The organism is Leclercia sp. Colony189, from assembly GCF_009740165.1.
Classification (GTDB): Bacteria; Pseudomonadota; Gammaproteobacteria; order Enterobacterales; family Enterobacteriaceae; genus Enterobacter.
In genome coordinates this window covers 296,405-313,310 of sequence record NZ_CP046557.1, presented here as the reverse complement: position 1 = coordinate 313,310, position 16,906 = coordinate 296,405, and the positions used below count along the sequence as shown (strand labels likewise).

The window sequence follows — 16,906 nt, the reverse complement described above, 5'->3', positions numbered from 1 at the left end:
GTGAGTCCCCTCTCGTCAGTACCGGCATAAGTCCTTTTATATCCTAATCCGCTCATTTTTGCGCAGATTAACATCACCCATGCAGCGGATACGATTGATTAATTCTTAAACATGGCACCGATTTTTTGCAGCGCCTGCGCCAGCTGCGCACGGGTAAAAGGCTTACGTAGCAGCTCCACATCCGGCAGCTGTGGGTTATGTGCCGGGCGCAGATCCTGGCCGCTCATCAATAGCACGGGGAGATGCGGGAACTGCTGGCGAACCTGCTGGATCACCTCCGCGCCGCTCAGGGTACCGGGAAGCATTAAGTCGCTGATAAACATCTCGATATCCGACGATGCGTTCAGCATCTGCAGCGCCTGCTCGCCGGTTTCCGCCTCCAGCGTCAGGTAGCCCAGCTGGTGCAGCTGTTCGCACAGGGTCTGGCGAACATCGCTCTGGTCGTCCAGCACCAGTACCAGCCGGTCGCTTTGTACCGCTGCGGCGGCCGCCAGCGTCTCTGGCTGGGGAAGTGCTGGCTGGGTGGCGCGGGGCAGATGCAGCCGCACGGTGGTGCCTTGCCCGGGCGCGCTTTCGATCTCCACCCGCCCGCCGGACTGGCGCACAAAGCCATACACCATCGACAGCCCCAGCCCGCTGCCGCTGCCGGTCTGCTTGGTGGTGAAGAAGGGTTCGAAGACCCGGGATTTAATGGCCTGCGACATCCCGCAGCCGTGGTCGATCACCTCCAGCGCCACCATATCCTGCCTGCGTCCGTCGCTGCGGGTGACGCGCTGGTTCCAGGTGCGGATTTTTATCACTCCACTTTGCCCTTCCATCGCATCCCGGGCGTTCATCACCAGGTTAATAATGGCGTTTTCCAGCTGGCTGATATCAATCCACGCCGGCCAGGCCGGGGTCTGCGCTTCGATCTCCAGTGAAAGGGTGGCGGGCAGGGAGTGGCGCATCAGCTCGGCCAGGTTTTCCAGCAGGGGTTTCATCTCCACCGCGTGCGGGTTCAGGGACTGTTTGCGGGAGAAGGCCAGCAGGCGCTGGGTCAACAGCGCCCCGCGCTCGGCGGCCTTCAGCGCGCGGCTGATGCGCGGCGCATCCGGTGAATGGGGGTCGGCCAGCTCCAGGCTGCCGATGATCACCGCCAGCAGGTTATTGAAATCATGCGCCAGCCCGCCCGTCAGCTGACCCACCGCCTTCATCTTCTGGCTGTGGAGCAGCGCCTCCTCCAGCCCCTGACGTTCAATGCGATCCACCTCCATCTGGGAGGTTTTCTCTTTCAGCAGCCGGGTGGTGTGCTCCAGCGAAGCGGTATTGCGGGCAAAGACGTTAAATGCCCGCGCCAGCTCGCCCAGCTCATCCCGCCGTTGCAGCGCAGGCACCGAGACATCCTGTTCCCCGTGGGCCAGCCGCGACATCGCCCGGGAGATGGCGGTCAGGTTGGTGCCCAGGTTGCGGTAGATGTACCAGCAGGCAAAGGCGGTAATGATCAGCGCCAGCACGGCGGAAAGGGTAATAAAGACGCTGATGGAGCGCAGCTCCTGATGGCTCTGGGCGGTACGCAGCTGGGATGCCTGCGCCACCTGCTCCACATACTGATTGATATCGCTGTTGAGGATCGCCACCAGCGCTTTGATGTGAAACATATACCAGCTGATCGACAGATCGCTCTCTTCCAGCTGCCGGGAGAGCGGGCCGAGCTTGTTCAGCTCGGCGTTAAAATCGGGCAGCACAAAGCCCACCACCGGCTGAGTGGCCCCAGGGGGCAGCATCGCCGTCACCGTATCAAGCTGCTGGATGGTCGCCCGCGGCGAAGGAGTTTCGATGGCGGCGACGATCAGCCGGTCCATCTCGCTGAGCAGGCGGGCATCGGGCACGTTACTGGCGTAGCGGCGGTTGATCTCCTGGAGATGGCGGAGATAGCTCTGGCTCTGGTAGAGCGCGCTGAGCAGGGCATTACGCTCCAGGTGGCGTCGCTGTCCGCGCTCCAGCATCCCGGTCACGCTTTGTTGCAGCTCGTTGCTGCGCCGGATGATCCGCGCCACCAGTGCGGGCTCCTGCTGCGCCAGCGGCGCATCGGCAAGCTGCGCCAGTGAATGGCCCAGCGCCGTCTGGGTCTGTTTCAGCCGGTTGGCTTCGTCTTTATATTCCAGCGCCCCCACCACCTGCGACAAACGTACCGCCGCCGTCGCCACGTTGGCGGTTTCCCGCGACAAATTCATGCTGCCGGTCATGTCGTCCAGCGTCTGGCGCTGCACCTGCTCCTGGATATGGCTGGCGTGGCGAAAGCCCAGCACCGCCACGCCGCTGACCATTAACGTCACCGCCACCACCAGCAGATTGAAGATCAGCAGGCGGCCACGGGCGCTGGCGAAAAAGGGAGGACGGCGTGAAGGCATGTTGGCTCCGTGGCGTAACTGTGATCCACATTAACTATTCATAACTATGACAAATATGAACGACTTCTGACATTTTGCATTTACCGGGCTGTGATGAAGTGCGGATATCGAACGTCACAGGAGATCCGCCATGAGCAGGACCCCGGTTTTAGAGATGCGCAGCATTGCCAAAACCTTTGGCAGCTTTCACGCGCTGAAGGGTGTGGATCTGACGGTCTTCCCCGGTGAGATCCACGCGCTAATGGGTGAAAACGGCGCCGGAAAAAGTACGCTGATGAAAATTCTCGCCGGGGCTTACATCGCCACCAGCGGCGAGATCCTGATCGACGGCAAGCCGTTTCACATCAAAGGCCCAAAAGATGCCCTGGCGGCAGGCATCACCCTGATTTATCAGGAGATGCAGCTGGCACCAAACCTTACCGTGGCCGAAAACATCTTCCTCGGCAGCGAGCTGTCGCGCGGCGGGCTGGTGCAGCGTAAAGAGATGGCGGCCCAGGCCCAGGCGGTAATTGACCGGCTTGGCGCCCAGTTTAAGGCCACCGATCTGGTGATGAAGCTGACCATCGCCGAGCAGCAGCAGGTGGAGATTGCCCGCGCGCTGCACCGCAACAGTCGCATTCTGGTGATGGATGAACCCACCGCCGCCCTCTCCTCTCGCGAGACCCATCGTCTGTTTGAACTGATTTTGCGCCTGCGCGATGAAGGGATGGCGATCATCTACATCAGCCACCGCATGGCGGAGGTATATGAGCTGTCGGATCGCGTCAGCGTACTGCGTGACGGCCAGTACGTCGGCAGCCTGACCCGCGACAAGCTCAACGCCGCTGAACTGGTGCGGATGATGGTCGGGCGTCCGTTGAGCGATCTGTTCAATAAAGAGCGCGATATCCCTCTCGGCAGCCCGCGCCTGAATGTCCACCATCTGACCGACGGTGGCAAAGTGCAGCCCTGTAGCCTGCTGGTGCGCTCCGGTGAAATCGTCGGGCTCGCCGGGCTGGTGGGGGCCGGACGCTCAGAGCTGGCCCAGCTGATTTTTGGCGTGCGCAAGGCCACCGGCGGCATGATTGAGGTGGATGGCGAGCCGGTGGTGATCCACTCCCCGCGTGCCGCCATTGAGCACGGCATCGGTTTTTTAACCGAGAACCGCAAGGAGCAGGGGCTGTTCCTTGAGCTGGCGGCGCAGGAGAACATCACCATGGCGACGCTGGAGCGCGACGCCACCTTCGGCATGCTTAACCGCAAAAAAGCGCAGTCGATCTCCGATGATGCCATCGCCCTGCTTAACATTCGCGTGCCGCATTCCCAGGTGCGGGCGGGCGGCCTCTCCGGTGGCAATCAGCAGAAGCTACTCATCTCCCGCTGGGTGGCGATTGGCCCGCGCATTCTGATCCTCGACGAGCCGACCCGCGGCGTGGATGTCGGGGCCAAAAGCGAGATCTACCGGATCATGAACCAGATGGCGCGCAAAGGGGTGGCGATCCTGATGATCTCCAGCGAACTGCCGGAAGTGGTAGGCATGAGCGATCGCGTCTATGTGATGCGCGAAGGGAGCATCGCCGGCGAGCTGCATCGGGCCGATATCACACAAGAAAACATTATGACGCTGGCAACCGGCGTTAACGACTCTCATCACCAGGCGGTAAAATCATGAGCCAACAAAATAGTCCGCAACAGGTGGCCAAAGCGGCCTCCGCCAAAAAAATGCTGATGGGCGATCTGATGCAAACCATCGGGATCCTGCCGATATTGATCCTGATTGTCGCCGTCTTTGGCTTTATCGCCCCGAACTTCTTTACCGAAAGCAACCTGCTGAACATCACCCGTCAGGCCTCCATCAATATCGTGCTGGCGGCGGGGATGACCTTCATCATTCTGACCGGCGGCATCGACCTCTCGGTAGGCTCGATTCTGGGCACCACCGCAGTGGCGGCGATGGTGGTCTCGCTGATGCCGGAGCTCTCCATGCTCTCGGTCCCGGCGGCCCTGATGCTCGGGCTGGTGCTGGGCACCATCAACGGGGCGCTGGTGGCCTTTGCCGGATTGCCCCCCTTTATCGTCACGCTCGGCACCTACACGGCGCTGCGCGGGGCGGCCTATCTGCTGGCGGACGGCACCACGGTGATTAACTCCAGCATCAGCTTTGAGTGGATCGGCAATAACTACCTCGGGCCGGTGCCATGGCTGGTGGTGATCGCCCTCGCGGTCATCGTCATCTGCTGGTTCATCCTGCGCCGCACCACCCTCGGGGTACACATTTATGCGGTGGGCGGCAACATGCAGGCGGCGCGCTTAACGGGCATCAAGGTCTGGATGGTACTGCTGTTTGTCTACGGCATGAGCGGCCTGCTCTCGGGTCTGGGCGGAGTGATGAGCGCCTCGCGACTCTACAGCGCCAACGGCAACCTCGGCACCGGCTATGAGCTGGATGCGATTGCGGCGGTGATCCTCGGCGGCACCAGCTTTGTCGGCGGCATCGGCACCATCACCGGCACGCTGGTGGGGGCGCTGATTATTGCCACCCTTAACAACGGCATGACGCTGATGGGCGTTTCCTACTTCTGGCAACTGGTGATCAAAGGGGCGGTGATCATCATTGCGGTACTGATCGACAAATACCGTACCCGACACCATCAAAGTGCATAACAACAATACCCTACATAACGAGGACGAAAAATATGCGTTTAAAACCTCTTGTTACCGCGCTCTGTGCTGGCGCACTGCTTGCAGCAACCCCATTTGTCCAGGCCAAAGAGCTGAAGTCCATCGGCGTGACGGTGGGTGATCTGGCCAACCCGTTCTTTGTGCAGATCACCAAAGGGGCGGAGCTGGAAGCACGCAAACTGGCGGGAGATAACGTGAAAGTGACGCTGGTCTCCAGCGGTTACGATCTCGGCCAGCAGGTGTCGCAGATTGATAACTTCATCGCCGCTAAGGTCGATATGATCATTCTTAACGCCGCAGACTCGAAGGGGATCGGCCCGGCGGTGAAGCGCGCGAAAGATGCCGGGATCGTGGTGGTGGCGGTTGACGTGGCGGCAGAGGGTGCCGATGCGACCATCACCTCCAACAACACCCAGGCGGGCGAGATGGCCTGTAAGTTGATTACCGACCGTCTGAAAGGCAAAGGCAACGTGGTCATCATCAACGGACCGCCGGTCTCTGCGGTACAGAACCGCGTGGAAGGGTGCCAGACCGAATTTAAAAAACATCCGGATATCAAGGTGCTCTCGGATAACCAGAACGCCAAGGGCAGCCGTGAAGGCGGGCTGGAGGTGATGACCTCGCTGCTGGCCGCCAATCCGAAGATCGACGGCGTGTTCGCCATCAACGATCCGACGGCGATCGGGGCCGATCTGGCGGCGAAACAGGCGCAACGTAACGAGTTCTTTATCGTTGGCGTGGATGGTTCCCCGGATGCGGAAGAGGCGCTGAAGCGCGAAAACTCCCTCTTTATCGCCACCCCGGCGCAGGACCCGCAGGTGATGGCGGCGAAAGCGGTGGAGATTGGCTATGGCATTCTGCAGGGTAAACCGGCGCCGAAAGAGCCGGTGCTGATCCCGGTGACGATGATCGATAAGAACAACGTCGGCACCTATAAGGGCTGGACGGTTAAGTGAGATCGGTGCAGAGCCTCTTTATCAGGGGCTCTGCATATCACGTAAGGAGTTACCATGAAACGCTCCGAAATTAACGAAATCCTCGGCCACACGCGGCAGTTTTTCTCCATGCACGATGTGCATTTGCCCCCCTTTGCCAGCTTTCCCCCTGCCCGCTGGCAGCAGCTCGACGCACAGGCCTGGCGCGAGGTGTTCGATCTTCGCCTCGGCTGGGACGTGACCGCCTTCGGCGGCGATAACTTTGCCGCCCAGGGGCTGACCCTTTTTACCCTGCGCAACGGCTCGCCCGGCGGCAAGCCGTGGGCCAGATGCTATGCGGAAAAGATCATGCACGTGCGCGACGGGCAGGTCACGCCGCTGCATTTCCACTGGCGCAAACGCGAGGACATCATTAACCGCGGCGGCGGCAATCTGATTCTGGAGCTGTGGAACGCCGATGAAAATGAGCAGAAAGAGGATGGCGATATTACGGTCTCCATCGACGGGTGCCAGCAGACCCACGCGGCAGGCAGCCATATCCGTCTCGCGCCGGGAGAGAGCATCTGTCTGCCGCCCGGTTTGTACCACAGCTTCTGGAGTGAGGCGGGTTTTGGGGATGTGCTGGTGGGCGAGGTCTCCTCGGTGAATGATGACGACACCGACAACCACTTCCTGCACCCCACCGCCCGCTATAACAACATTGATGAAGACGAACCGGCCGTGCTGGTGCTGTGTAACGAGTACAGCCTGTTTCGTCTGTAAGGAGTGAACATGCCGCTTATCTCTCTCGCCGACGGGCTGGCGCACGCCCGGGAACAGCGTTACGCGCTGGGGGCGTTTAACGTCCTCGACTCTCACTTCCTGCGGGCGCTCTTTGCCGCGGCCCGCCAGGAGAGCTCGCCCTTTATCATCAACATTGCCGAAATGCACTTTAAGTACGTGTCGCTCGATTCCCTGGTGGAGGCGGTGAAGTTTGAAGCCGCCCGGCATGACATCCCGGTGGTGCTGAACCTCGATCACGGTCTGCATTTCGAGGCGGTGGTGCGGGCGCTGCGTCTGGGGTTCAGCTCGGTGATGTTCGATGGTTCCACGCTGAGCTACGAGGAGAACATCCGCCAGACGCGGGAAGTGGTGAAGATGTGCCACGCGGTGGGCGTGTCGGTGGAGGCGGAGCTGGGCGCGGTGGGGGGCGATGAGGGCGGCGCCCTGTACGGTCACGCCGACGAAGCCTTTTTCACCGATCCAGCCCTGGCGCGGGAATTTGTCGACCAGACCGGCATTGATGCCCTGGCGGTGGCCATCGGCAATGCCCACGGCAAGTACAAGGGGGAGCCGAAGCTCGATTTTGCCCGTCTTGACGCCATCCGCCAGCAAACCGGCCTGCCGCTGGTGCTGCACGGCGGCTCCGGGATCAGTGACGCCGATTTTCGCCGCGCCATTGAGCTTGGGATCCACAAAATTAACTTCTATACCGGCATGTCTCAGGCGGCGCTGGGGGCCGTGGAGCAGCGCATGGCCAACCGGCAGCCGCTGTATGACGAGTTTGCTGAGCTGCTGCTGGGCATCGAAGAGGCGATTACCGACACCGTCGCCGCGCAGATGCGCATCTTCGGCAGCGCGGGGCAAGCATAATGGAACGCCGGGGCATTATCGCGGCGGGTAATATGCTGGTGGACCATGTCCACCAGATTGTGCAGTGGCCGGAGCGCGGCTGGCTGGCGGAGATCACCCACAGCGAGCGCGCCACCGGCGGCGCACCGCTCAACGTGCTGTTAACCGTGGCAAAAATGCATACCGGGATCCCGCTACAGGCGGTCGGGCTGGTGGGGGAGGATAACGACGGGGATTACATTCTCGCCATGCTCGACCAGTATCACGTCAACCGCCAGCGGGTACAGCGCACCACCTTTGCCCCCACCTCCATGTCGCAGGTAATGACCGACCCCAGCGGCCAGCGCACCTTTTTCCACTCACCGGGGGCGAACCGCCTGCTGGATCTGCCCGCCTTTGACCGGCTCGATTACAGCATGAAGATCTTCCATCTGGGCTATCTGCTGCTGCTCGACAGCCTGGATATGCCGGACGAAGAATATGGCACCCGCAGCGCGCGGCTGCTGGCGCAGATGCGCGATCTGGGGTTTAAAACGTCCCTCGATCTGGTGTCGCGTAAGGGCGATCCGCGCTATCAGCCGCTGGTGCTCCCTGCCCTGCGCCATCTCGACTATCTGGTGATCAACGAGCTGGAGGCGGGCGAGTTCAGCGGCCTGCCGATGCGCGATGACCAGGACGCGCCGGTGATCGCTAATATTGCCGCGGCGGCGGCAGATCTGCTGGCGGCGGGGGTGACGTCACGGGTAGTGATCCACTGCCCGGAGGGGGCGTGGGGTCAGGAGCCGGGCCAGGCGGGAAGCTGGCTCCCCTCGTGGCAGCTTACGCAGGAGGAGATTGTCGGCAGCGTCGGCGCAGGGGATGCCTTCTGCGCCGGATTTTTGTATGGCTGCCACGAATCGCTGTCGCTGACGGAGAGTATTCAGATGGCGCACGCCTGCGCCCGGACCAGCCTGCTGGCGGCCAACGCCATCGACGGGGCGAAAACCCTGTCAGAGCTACAGCGGTTTATTGAGGAGAACCCCCTGGTCTAGGCCGCCCTGTCGCCATGCAGTACGTCGGCGGCAAAGACATAGCCCAGCCCGCGGATAGTTTTAATCAGCAGCGGCTGGTGCGGATTGATTTCGATTTTGCGGCGCAGGCGCATGATTAGCACGTCGATGGTGCGATCGAACACCTCGGCACTTTCGCTGTGGGTCAGCTCCAGCAGCTGTTCCCGGCTCAACACCCGCCGGGCATTCTGGGTAAGCGCCAGCAGCAGACCGTATTCGCCCTGGGTCAGGGAGACCACGTTGCGCGCTGCGTCAATGAGCTCACAGCGTGCGGTGTCCAGCGTCCAGCCGTTAAAGCCGATCCCGCCCGCCCGCGGGACCGCCGCAGGCTCTGCCGCCAGCGCGCCGGTGCGGCGGAGCACAGCTTTAACGCGCGCCACCACCACCCGGGGGTTAAAGGGTTTGCCGATATAATCGTCCGCCCCCATCTCCAGCCCCACCACCACATCCGACTCGCTGCCAAGACCCGTGAGCATAATGACCGGCAGCTCAGGACGCTGTTTTTGCAGCTGCTGTAACACCTGCAGGCCGTTGATATCCGGCAGCATCATATCGAGCAAAACCAGTGCAATATCCGGCATCTGGCTGGCCAGACGCAGCGCATCCTGCCCGTTGTGGCAGACATGGACGGTAAAGACGTGCTCGTTGAGAACGTCCTGCAACAGTTCGCAGACCGCGGTGTCGTCATCGACCACCAGAATTGCTGGTTTCATTACGGGACCCCATAGAGAAGATAAAGATCAGTCTGGCCCATTCTGTGCAAGGCTCCAGCCCAAACGCCTTTTCCATCACGAATCTTCAACCGCCGTCACATCCCCCGTCACTTCCGCCGCCGCAATTTTTGCCGCAGGCCTGTTTTTCGTCAGGGTATTGCCCAGGATTCACCCGTAAAGTCAGGGGAAAACCACAACAAGAATGCGGCTTAGAGGCGGCATACTCAACCGACATATCAGCATCATATGAAACTGGAGCGAGATCGATGAAAAACGTCATCACGGTTTGCCCCTATTGCGCATCAGGTTGCAAGATCAACCTGGTGGTCGATAACGGCACAATCGTCCGGGCGGAGGCGGCCAACGGCAAAACCAACCAGGGCACGCTGTGCCTGAAGGGCTACTTCGGCTGGGATTTTATTAACGATACCCAAATCCTCACCCCGCGGCTGAAAAGCCCGATGATCCGCAGAACGCGCGGCGGCAAGCTGACGCCCGTTTCGTGGGAAGAGGCGCTGGATTATGTCGCCAGTCGCCTCACCGCCATCAAGGAAAAGCACGGCCCGGACGCGATCCAGACCACCGGCTCGTCACGCGGCACCGGGAATGAAACCAACTATCTGATGCAGAAGTTTGCGCGCGCCGTTATCGGCACCAATAACGTCGACTGCTGCGCCCGCGTCTGACACGGCCCCTCGGTTGCAGGTCTGCACCAGTCGGTCGGCAATGGCGCCATGAGCAATGCCATCAACGAGATTGATAACACTGCGTTAGTCTTTATTTTTGGCTATAACCCGGCGGATTCGCACCCGATTGTCGCCAACCATATTCTGCGCGCGAAACAGAACGGGGCAAAAATCATCGTCTGCGATCCGCGGCGCATCGAAACCGCCCGCATTGCCGATATGCATATCGCATTGCGAAACGGCTCGAACATCGCCCTGCTCAACGCCATCGGCCACGTGATTATTGCCGAGCAGCTCTACGATCGGGCCTTCGTTGCCCGCCGCACGGAGGGCTTTGATGAGTACCGTGAGATCGTTGAACGCTATACGCCGGAGTCGGTGGAGAGCATTACCGGCGTAAGTGCGGGAGAGATCCGTCAGGCGGCACGTCTGTATGCCAGGGCCAACACCGCTACCCTGCTGTGGGGCATGGGGGTGACCCAGTTCTGGCAGGGGGTGGAAACCGTGCGCGCGCTCACCAGCCTTGCCATGCTGACCGGCAATCTCGGCAAAGCCCATGCGGGGGTCAACCCGGTGCGTGGCCAGAATAACGTGCAGGGGGCATGCGACATGGGGGCACTACCGGATACCTATCCGGGCTACCAGTACGTTAAGTTTCCGGAAAACCGCGAGAAATTTGCCAAAGCCTGGGGCGTGGAGAGCCTGCCGGCGAACCCCGGCTACCGTATCAGCGAGCTGCCGCACCGCGCGGCCCACGGCGAGGTGCGGGCGGCGTACATCATGGGCGAAGACCCGCTGCAAACCGATGCTGAGCTCTCGGCGGTGCGCAAAGCTTTTGACGATCTGGAGCTGGTGATTGTCCAGGATATCTTTATGACCAAAACCGCGGCGGCGGCGGACGTGATCCTGCCCTCCACCTCCTGGGGCGAGCATGAAGGGGTCTACACCGCAGCCGATCGCGGCTTCCAGCGCTTCTTCAAAGCCGTGGAGCCAAAGTGGGAGCTGAAAACCGACTGGCAGATTATCAGCGAGATTGCCACCCGGATGGGTTATCCGATGCACTACGACAACACCCAGCAAATCTGGGACGAGCTGCGCCAGCTCTGCCCGGCCTTTAAGGGGGCAACCTACGAGAAGATGGGCGAGCTGGGCTATATCCAGTGGCCCTGCCGGGACGAGTCGCCGGAAGATCGGGGCACCTCGTACCTGTTCGCCGAGAAATTCGATACCCCGAACGGGCTGGCGCAGTTCTTCACCTGCGACTGGATGGCGCCGATGGATACGCTGTCGCCAGAGTATCCGATGGTGCTCTCCACCGTGCGCGAAGTGGGTCACTACTCCTGCCGCTCCATGACCGGCAACTGTGCGGCGCTGTCGGCGCTGGCGGATGAGCCCGGCTATGTACAAATCAACACCGGGGATGCCAAACAGCTGGGCATTGAGGATGACGCCCTGGTGTGGATCACCTCACGTAAAGGCCGGGTCATCACCCGGGCCCAGGTGAGCGATCGGCCAAACAAAGGTGCGGTATACATGACCTACCAGTGGTGGATTGGCGCCTGCAACGAGCTGGTAACGGAAAACCTGAGCCCGATAACCAAAACGCCGGAATATAAATATTGTGCCGTGCGCCTCGAACCGATAGCGGATCAGGCTGCCGCCGAGCGCTATGTTATCGATGAATATAATGCGTTGAAAAAGCGTTTACGGGAAACCGCGATGGGATAACCTGTAATTAACGGAACAGCGAATAAAGAGGGATGAATTATTCACCCCCTCTTTTATTTATGAAATATAAATTTAAAAACCGAATATTATTTTGCGAGCAGTATTCCAGAGAAATGTAATTTCGCACAAAAAAATTACATCTTTTCTTTTTACTTCAGAGGGATAAGATTATCGGCGGGTGCTTAAGGCTTTCTGTCTTAAGCCGTATTGAGGGACAGAAAGTGAAAAACCCCGGAAATGTTTCCATTAACCGGGGCTATCCCTCAACTACCCAACAAGTTGAGGATAGCCCCTTCTTCTTTTGTTAGCAAGGAGTAAAGGGCATGACGCCATTAAAATATGTCGCAGGCATAATAGTTATTATTTGTCTGACTATCGTGATATTCGCCTTTATTAATCGCGGTAAGTTATGCGAACTCACAATAAAGAGTGAACAACACGAAGTGGCGGCTAAATTAGCCTGCGCAGCAGGCTAACTTCAGCGGGCGGGGAGACCCGCCCGGCTTGTAGGTAGTGGAGGTCTTAACGCACCCATTTTTTTCTTCACATCGCCCGCTTATACTGCCCGGTATCTACTCCTACGAAAATAACGCATGAAACCTCTTTATCTGTTGTTGATCCTTTTTACTTCTCTGGCGAGCGCCGAGGAGATTGGCGGCCAGTACCTGAAGCAGGCTGAGGCGGGCGACAGCCGTGCCCAGTATTACCTTGCCGAAACATATTACAGCTCGGGTGATGATAAGCAGGCCGAAACCTGGGCCGAAAAAGCAGCGAAAAACGGCGATATCGATGCCATGGCCCTGCTGTCCCAAATCAAGTTAAAGCACGGCGATTTCGCTCAGGCCAAAGGGCTGGCGCAGCAGGCCACGGTGGCGGGCAGCTCGCCGGGCGCGGTGATGCTGGCGCGTTTGCTGGTAAACACCCGGGCCGGGAAGACCGACTATCCGCAGGCGCTGAGCTTACTGCACAAGGTCGCTGAGAATACCGAAGACGACGCCGCCGTTGATGCCCAGCAGTTGCTGGGGCTGATCTACGCCAACGGCGTGGAAGTGGCGCAGGATGATGTGCAGGCCGCGCGGTGGTTTAAGCAAAGCTCCACGCTGTCACGCACAGGCTATGCGGAGTACTGGGCGGGCCAGATCTTTAAGCAGGGCGAGGAGGGATTTATCACCCCCAATAAACAGAAGGCGCTCTACTGGTTGAATCTGAGCTGTAGCGAAGGGTTTGATACCGGATGTGAGGAGTTTGATGCGTTAAGCGGGGAGTAAATGCCCGGCGGCACTATGTTTGCCGGGCCTACGGTCATGTAGGCCGGGTAAGCGAAGCGTCACCCGGCTTTTCACTTTACTGGTCAGCCGTCTTATCAAACCGCCCCAGCACCTCGCGCTCATAGGCCAGCGCTTTTTTACGGTCGAACTTATGTTCCCACTTGGCAATCACCAGCACCGCCAGCGCGTTACCCACCACGTTCAGCGCGGTACGCGCCATGTCGAGGATACGGTCAACACCGGCGATAAACGCCAGTCCTTCCAGCGGAATACCCACACTGCCCAGGGTCGCCAGCAGCACCACAAACGACACGCCCGGCACGCCGGCAATGCCTTTCGAGGTCACCATCAGCGTCAGCACCAGAACGATCTCCTGCCACAGGGAGAGGTCAATGCCGTACAGCTGGGCAATAAAGATCGCGGCGATACTCTGGTACAGCGTGGAGCCATCAAGGTTAAAGGAGTAGCCGGTCGGCACCACGAAGCTGGTGATCGACGCCGGCGCGCCGTAAGCCTCCATCTTCTGGATGATGCGCGGCAGCACGCTTTCAGAGCTGGCGGTGGAGTACGCCAGAATCAGCTCGTCCTTCAGGATGCGGATCAGGATCCAGATGCTCAGCCCGCACATGCGCGCCACTAAGCCCAGCACCACCAGCGCGAAGAAGATGATGGCGAAATGCACCAGCAGCACCAGCTTCGCCAGCGGCCACAGGGAGGCAAAACCGAAGTTCGCCACCGTCACCGAGATCAGCGCAAACACCCCTACCGGCGCATAGCGCATCACCATGTGGGTCACTTTAAACATGGTTTCAGAGATGGAGCGGAACACGGTCACCAGCGGCTCGCGGTGGGCGGAGGGCAGCGACGCCAGCCCCAGACCAAACAGCACCGAGAAGAAGATAATCGGCAGCATTTCGCCCTTCGCCATCGACGCCACGATATTCGTTGGCACCAGCGACAGGATCGTCCCCATCAGGCCATGAGAGTGGCTCTGCACATCGGCGGTTGTGCTCTGGTATTTCGAAATATCCACCGTCGCCAGCTGCGACATATCAATGCCCGCCCCCGGCTGGAACAGATTCGCCAGCGTGATGCCGAGAACAATGGCCACCGTAGTGATCACTTCGAAATAAAGGATAGTTTTCGCGCCGATGCGGCCCAGTTGCTTCGCGTCACCCACCCCGGCAATCCCCACCACCAGCGTCGAGATGACAATCGGCACCACAATCATCTTGATCAGATGAATAAAGATATCGCCGGCCGGTGACAGTAAGTTGGCGATCAGCCATTCGCGGCTGTCACTGTGATAATGCAGATAACTACCCAGCAAGATACCCAGCACAAGGGCCAGCAAAATTTGCCAGGCCAGGCTGACTTTCAAATTTTTCATAACAAGAGACTTCCTCAACGAAGTGTTCGTACTCGTAAAACGAAGGGGACGACACATACTGAAAGGGTATGAATTGTGTTGCGTTCATTTATGGGGTTTTTTAACGCGCGGTATCAGTACCATTTGCACGGCATGCTGCGCAAGCCTTTAAGAACGAGGCATTTGACTGACAAAAAAGGTCATTACGCTAATTTATATTGGTGATGATAAATAACCTTTTGTAATGAAAACGCTTTTTTATCCATAAAAGCAAATAATCTACAAGAGCAATTATTTTCCTTCAAAGTGTCATTTGCGCGTTTTTTGTTCTCTTTAACATTTGCGTGATCTGTCGCCCAAATAGTAAACAAAGCTGCCAAAGCCCCTACAATTAACGTTTTTGCGACATATTATTAACATCCTACAAGGAGAACAAAAACCATGAGCCAAGTCCATAAACACGGCATTCCCGCAAATATTGCGGACCGCTGCCTGATTAACCCTGAGCAGTACCAGGAGAAGTATCAACACTCCATCACCAACCCTGACGCCTTCTGGGGCGAGCAGGGCAAAATCCTTGACTGGATCACGCCCTATCAGACGGTCAAGAACACCTCTTTTGCCCCAGGTAACGTCTCTATTAAATGGTATGAAGACGGTACGCTGAACCTGGCCGCCAACTGTCTGGATCGTCACCTCGCCGAGCGCGGTGACCAGACGGCGATCATCTGGGAGGGCGACGACGCCACCCAGAGCAAAAATATTACCTACCGTGAACTGCACCGCGATGTCTGCCGCTTTGCTAACGTGCTGTTGGCGCAGGGCATCAAGAAAGGCGACGTGGTTGCCATCTATATGCCGATGGTACCGGAAGCGGCCGTGGCGATGCTGGCCTGCGCCCGCATCGGCGCCGTGCACTCCGTGATCTTTGGCGGCTTCTCGCCGGAAGCGGTGGCCGGGCGCATTATCGACTCCAGCTCCAAACTGGTGATCACAGCCGACGAAGGCGTGCGTGCTGGCCGTGCCGTTCCGCTGAAAAAGAACGTCGATGACGCGCTGAAAAACCCCAATGTAAACAGCGTCAACAGTGTGATTGTGCTCAAGCGCACCGGCAACGCCATTGAATGGCATGAGGGGCGCGACCTCTGGTGGAGCGACCTGATTGAGCAGGCCAGCGACCAGCACCAGCCGGAAGCGATGAATGCGGAAGATCCGCTGTTTATCCTCTATACCTCGGGTTCAACCGGTAAGCCGAAGGGCGTCCTGCACACCACCGGCGGCTATCTGGTCTATGCGGCCACCACCTTTAAGTATGTCTTTGATTATCATCAGGGTGATATCTACTGGTGCACCGCCGATGTGGGCTGGGTCACCGGCCACAGCTACCTGCTGTACGGCCCGCTGGCCTGCGGCGCCACCACCCTGATGTTTGAAGGGGTGCCAAACTGGCCGACGCCGGCGCGCATGAGCCAGGTGGTGGACAAACACCAGGTCAATATTCTCTACACCGCCCCGACCGCGATCCGCGCCCTGATGGCGGAAGGCGATAAGGCGATTGAAGGCACCGACCGCTCCTCCCTGCGTATCCTCGGTTCCGTGGGTGAGCCGATCAACCCGGAAGCCTGGGAGTGGTACTGGAAGAAGATCGGCAACGAGAAATGTCCGGTGGTCGATACCTGGTGGCAGACCGAAACCGGCGGGTTCATGATCACCCCGCTGCCGGGCGCCACTCAGCTGAAAGCCGGTTCCGCGACCCGTCCGTTCTTTGGCGTTCAGCCTGCGCTGGTGGATAACGAAGGCACGCCGCTGGAAGGGGCCACCGAAGGCAACCTGGTCATCACCGACTCCTGGCCGGGTCAGGCGCGCACCCTGTTTGGCGATCACGATCGCTTTGAGCAGACCTACTTCTCCACCTTCAAAAATATGTACTTCAGCGGCGACGGCGCGCGTCGTGATGAAGATGGCTACTACTGGATCACCGGCCGCGTGGACGACGTGCTGAACGTCTCCGGCCACCGTCTGGGGACCGCCGAGATCGAATCAGCCCTCGTGTCGCATCCGAAAATCGCCGAAGCGGCGGTGGTCGGTATTCCACACAACATCAAAGGCCAGGCGATCTATGCCTACGTCACCTTAAACCATGGCGAAGAGCCGTCACCCGAGCTCTATACCGAAGTGCGTAACTGGGTGCGGAAAGAGATTGGCCCGCTTGCCACCCCGGACGTGCTGCACTGGACCGACTCGCTGCCGAAAACCCGCTCCGGCAAAATCATGCGCCGTATTCTGCGCAAGATTGCGGCGGGGGATACCAGCAATTTAGGCGACACCTCTACGCTCGCCGATCCTGGCGTGGTGGACAAACTGCTCGAAGAGAAGCAGGCCATCGCAATGCCATCGTAACACCCTCACCTTAGCCCTCTCCCTTCAAGGGAGAGGGGAATATAAAAACCACCCCATAGGATTTCGCGTTGCAGGCACGTGACTGCTCAGGCTGCG

The 16,906-nt window shown here is 59.2% G+C and carries 13 protein-coding genes; 10 read left to right on the top strand and 3 right to left on the bottom strand.

Going from position 1 to position 16,906, the window contains the following annotated elements:
• Nucleotides 1-98 precede the first annotated feature (98 nt).
• Entirely contained in the window at nt 99-2,390 is a 2,292-nt protein-coding gene (locus tag GNG29_RS01445; protein WP_156653743.1) for an ATP-binding protein, read from the bottom strand.
• Between the two features lie 130 nt (nt 2,391-2,520).
• Here GNG29_RS01445 and GNG29_RS01440 point away from each other — a divergent pair, with 130 nt between their 5' ends.
• Genes GNG29_RS01440 through GNG29_RS01415 form a run of 6 tightly spaced genes read left to right on the top strand, consistent with a single transcriptional unit; the run spans nt 2,521 to nt 8,628 of the window.
• Nucleotides 2,521-4,041, top strand: a complete 1,521-nt coding sequence (locus tag GNG29_RS01440) for a sugar ABC transporter ATP-binding protein (RefSeq protein WP_156653742.1) — start codon at nt 2,521-2,523, stop codon at nt 4,039-4,041.
• Nucleotides 4,038-5,033 carry an ABC transporter permease subunit gene (locus GNG29_RS01435; RefSeq protein WP_103177892.1) on the top strand — a complete coding sequence of 332 codons (996 nt, stop codon included), beginning with the start codon at nt 4,038-4,040 and terminating at the stop codon, nt 5,031-5,033. The genes GNG29_RS01440 and GNG29_RS01435 overlap by 4 nt, the downstream gene beginning before the upstream one ends.
• Nucleotides 5,034-5,065: 32 nt before the next feature.
• A complete protein-coding gene (locus tag GNG29_RS01430; RefSeq protein ID WP_103177891.1) occupies nt 5,066-6,007 on the top strand; it encodes an ABC transporter substrate-binding protein in 942 nt (313 codons plus the stop codon).
• 54 nt (nt 6,008-6,061) lie between these two features.
• Entirely contained in the window at nt 6,062-6,748 is a 687-nt protein-coding gene (locus GNG29_RS01425; RefSeq protein ID WP_103177890.1) for a D-lyxose/D-mannose family sugar isomerase, read from the top strand.
• Nucleotides 6,749-6,757: 9 nt separating this feature from the next.
• The gene (locus GNG29_RS01420; protein WP_156653741.1) at nt 6,758-7,618 is read left to right on the top strand and encodes a ketose 1,6-bisphosphate aldolase; all 861 of its coding nucleotides are present in this window, start codon (nt 6,758-6,760) and stop codon (nt 7,616-7,618) included.
• Nucleotides 7,618-8,628, top strand: coding sequence for a carbohydrate kinase family protein (locus GNG29_RS01415; RefSeq protein WP_156653740.1), 1,011 nt, complete (start codon nt 7,618-7,620; stop codon nt 8,626-8,628). Before GNG29_RS01420 ends, GNG29_RS01415 begins: the two co-directional genes overlap by 1 nt.
• Here GNG29_RS01415 and GNG29_RS01410 read toward each other — a convergent pair.
• Nucleotides 8,625-9,359 (bottom strand): response regulator, encoded by a 735-nt coding sequence (locus GNG29_RS01410; RefSeq protein WP_156653739.1) that lies wholly within the window; start codon nt 9,357-9,359, stop codon nt 8,625-8,627. The two genes, GNG29_RS01415 and GNG29_RS01410, sit on opposite strands and share 4 nt — an antisense overlap.
• Before the next feature lie 266 nt (nt 9,360-9,625).
• Here GNG29_RS01410 and fdhF point away from each other — a divergent pair, with 266 nt between their 5' ends.
• The 3 genes from fdhF to GNG29_RS01395 all read left to right on the top strand — a co-directional run bounded on the left by fdhF (nt 9,626) and on the right by GNG29_RS01395 (nt 13,041).
• On the top strand, nt 9,626-11,773 hold the full coding sequence (fdhF, locus tag GNG29_RS01405; protein WP_156653738.1) for a formate dehydrogenase subunit alpha: 2,148 nt from the start codon (nt 9,626-9,628) through the stop codon (nt 11,771-11,773).
• A 323-nt stretch (nt 11,774-12,096) separates the two neighbouring features.
• Nucleotides 12,097-12,249, top strand: a complete 153-nt coding sequence (locus GNG29_RS01400; RefSeq protein WP_103177885.1) for a Hok/Gef family protein — start codon at nt 12,097-12,099, stop codon at nt 12,247-12,249.
• 117 nt (nt 12,250-12,366) lie between these two features.
• Nucleotides 12,367-13,041 carry a tetratricopeptide repeat protein gene (locus tag GNG29_RS01395; protein WP_103177884.1) on the top strand — a complete coding sequence of 225 codons (675 nt, stop codon included), beginning with the start codon at nt 12,367-12,369 and terminating at the stop codon, nt 13,039-13,041.
• A gap of 76 nt (nt 13,042-13,117) precedes the next feature.
• Here the strand turns inward: GNG29_RS01395 and gltP are convergent, their stop codons facing one another.
• Nucleotides 13,118-14,431, bottom strand: coding sequence for a glutamate/aspartate:proton symporter GltP (gltP, locus tag GNG29_RS01390; protein ID WP_103177883.1), 1,314 nt, complete (start codon nt 14,429-14,431; stop codon nt 13,118-13,120).
• A gap of 420 nt (nt 14,432-14,851) precedes the next feature.
• Between gltP and acs the strand changes: the two genes are divergently transcribed.
• Nucleotides 14,852-16,810: an acetate--CoA ligase gene (gene acs, locus GNG29_RS01385; RefSeq protein ID WP_156653737.1), complete on the top strand. Its 1,959-nt coding sequence runs from the start codon at nt 14,852-14,854 to the stop codon at nt 16,808-16,810.
• Nucleotides 16,811-16,906 lie beyond the last annotated feature (96 nt).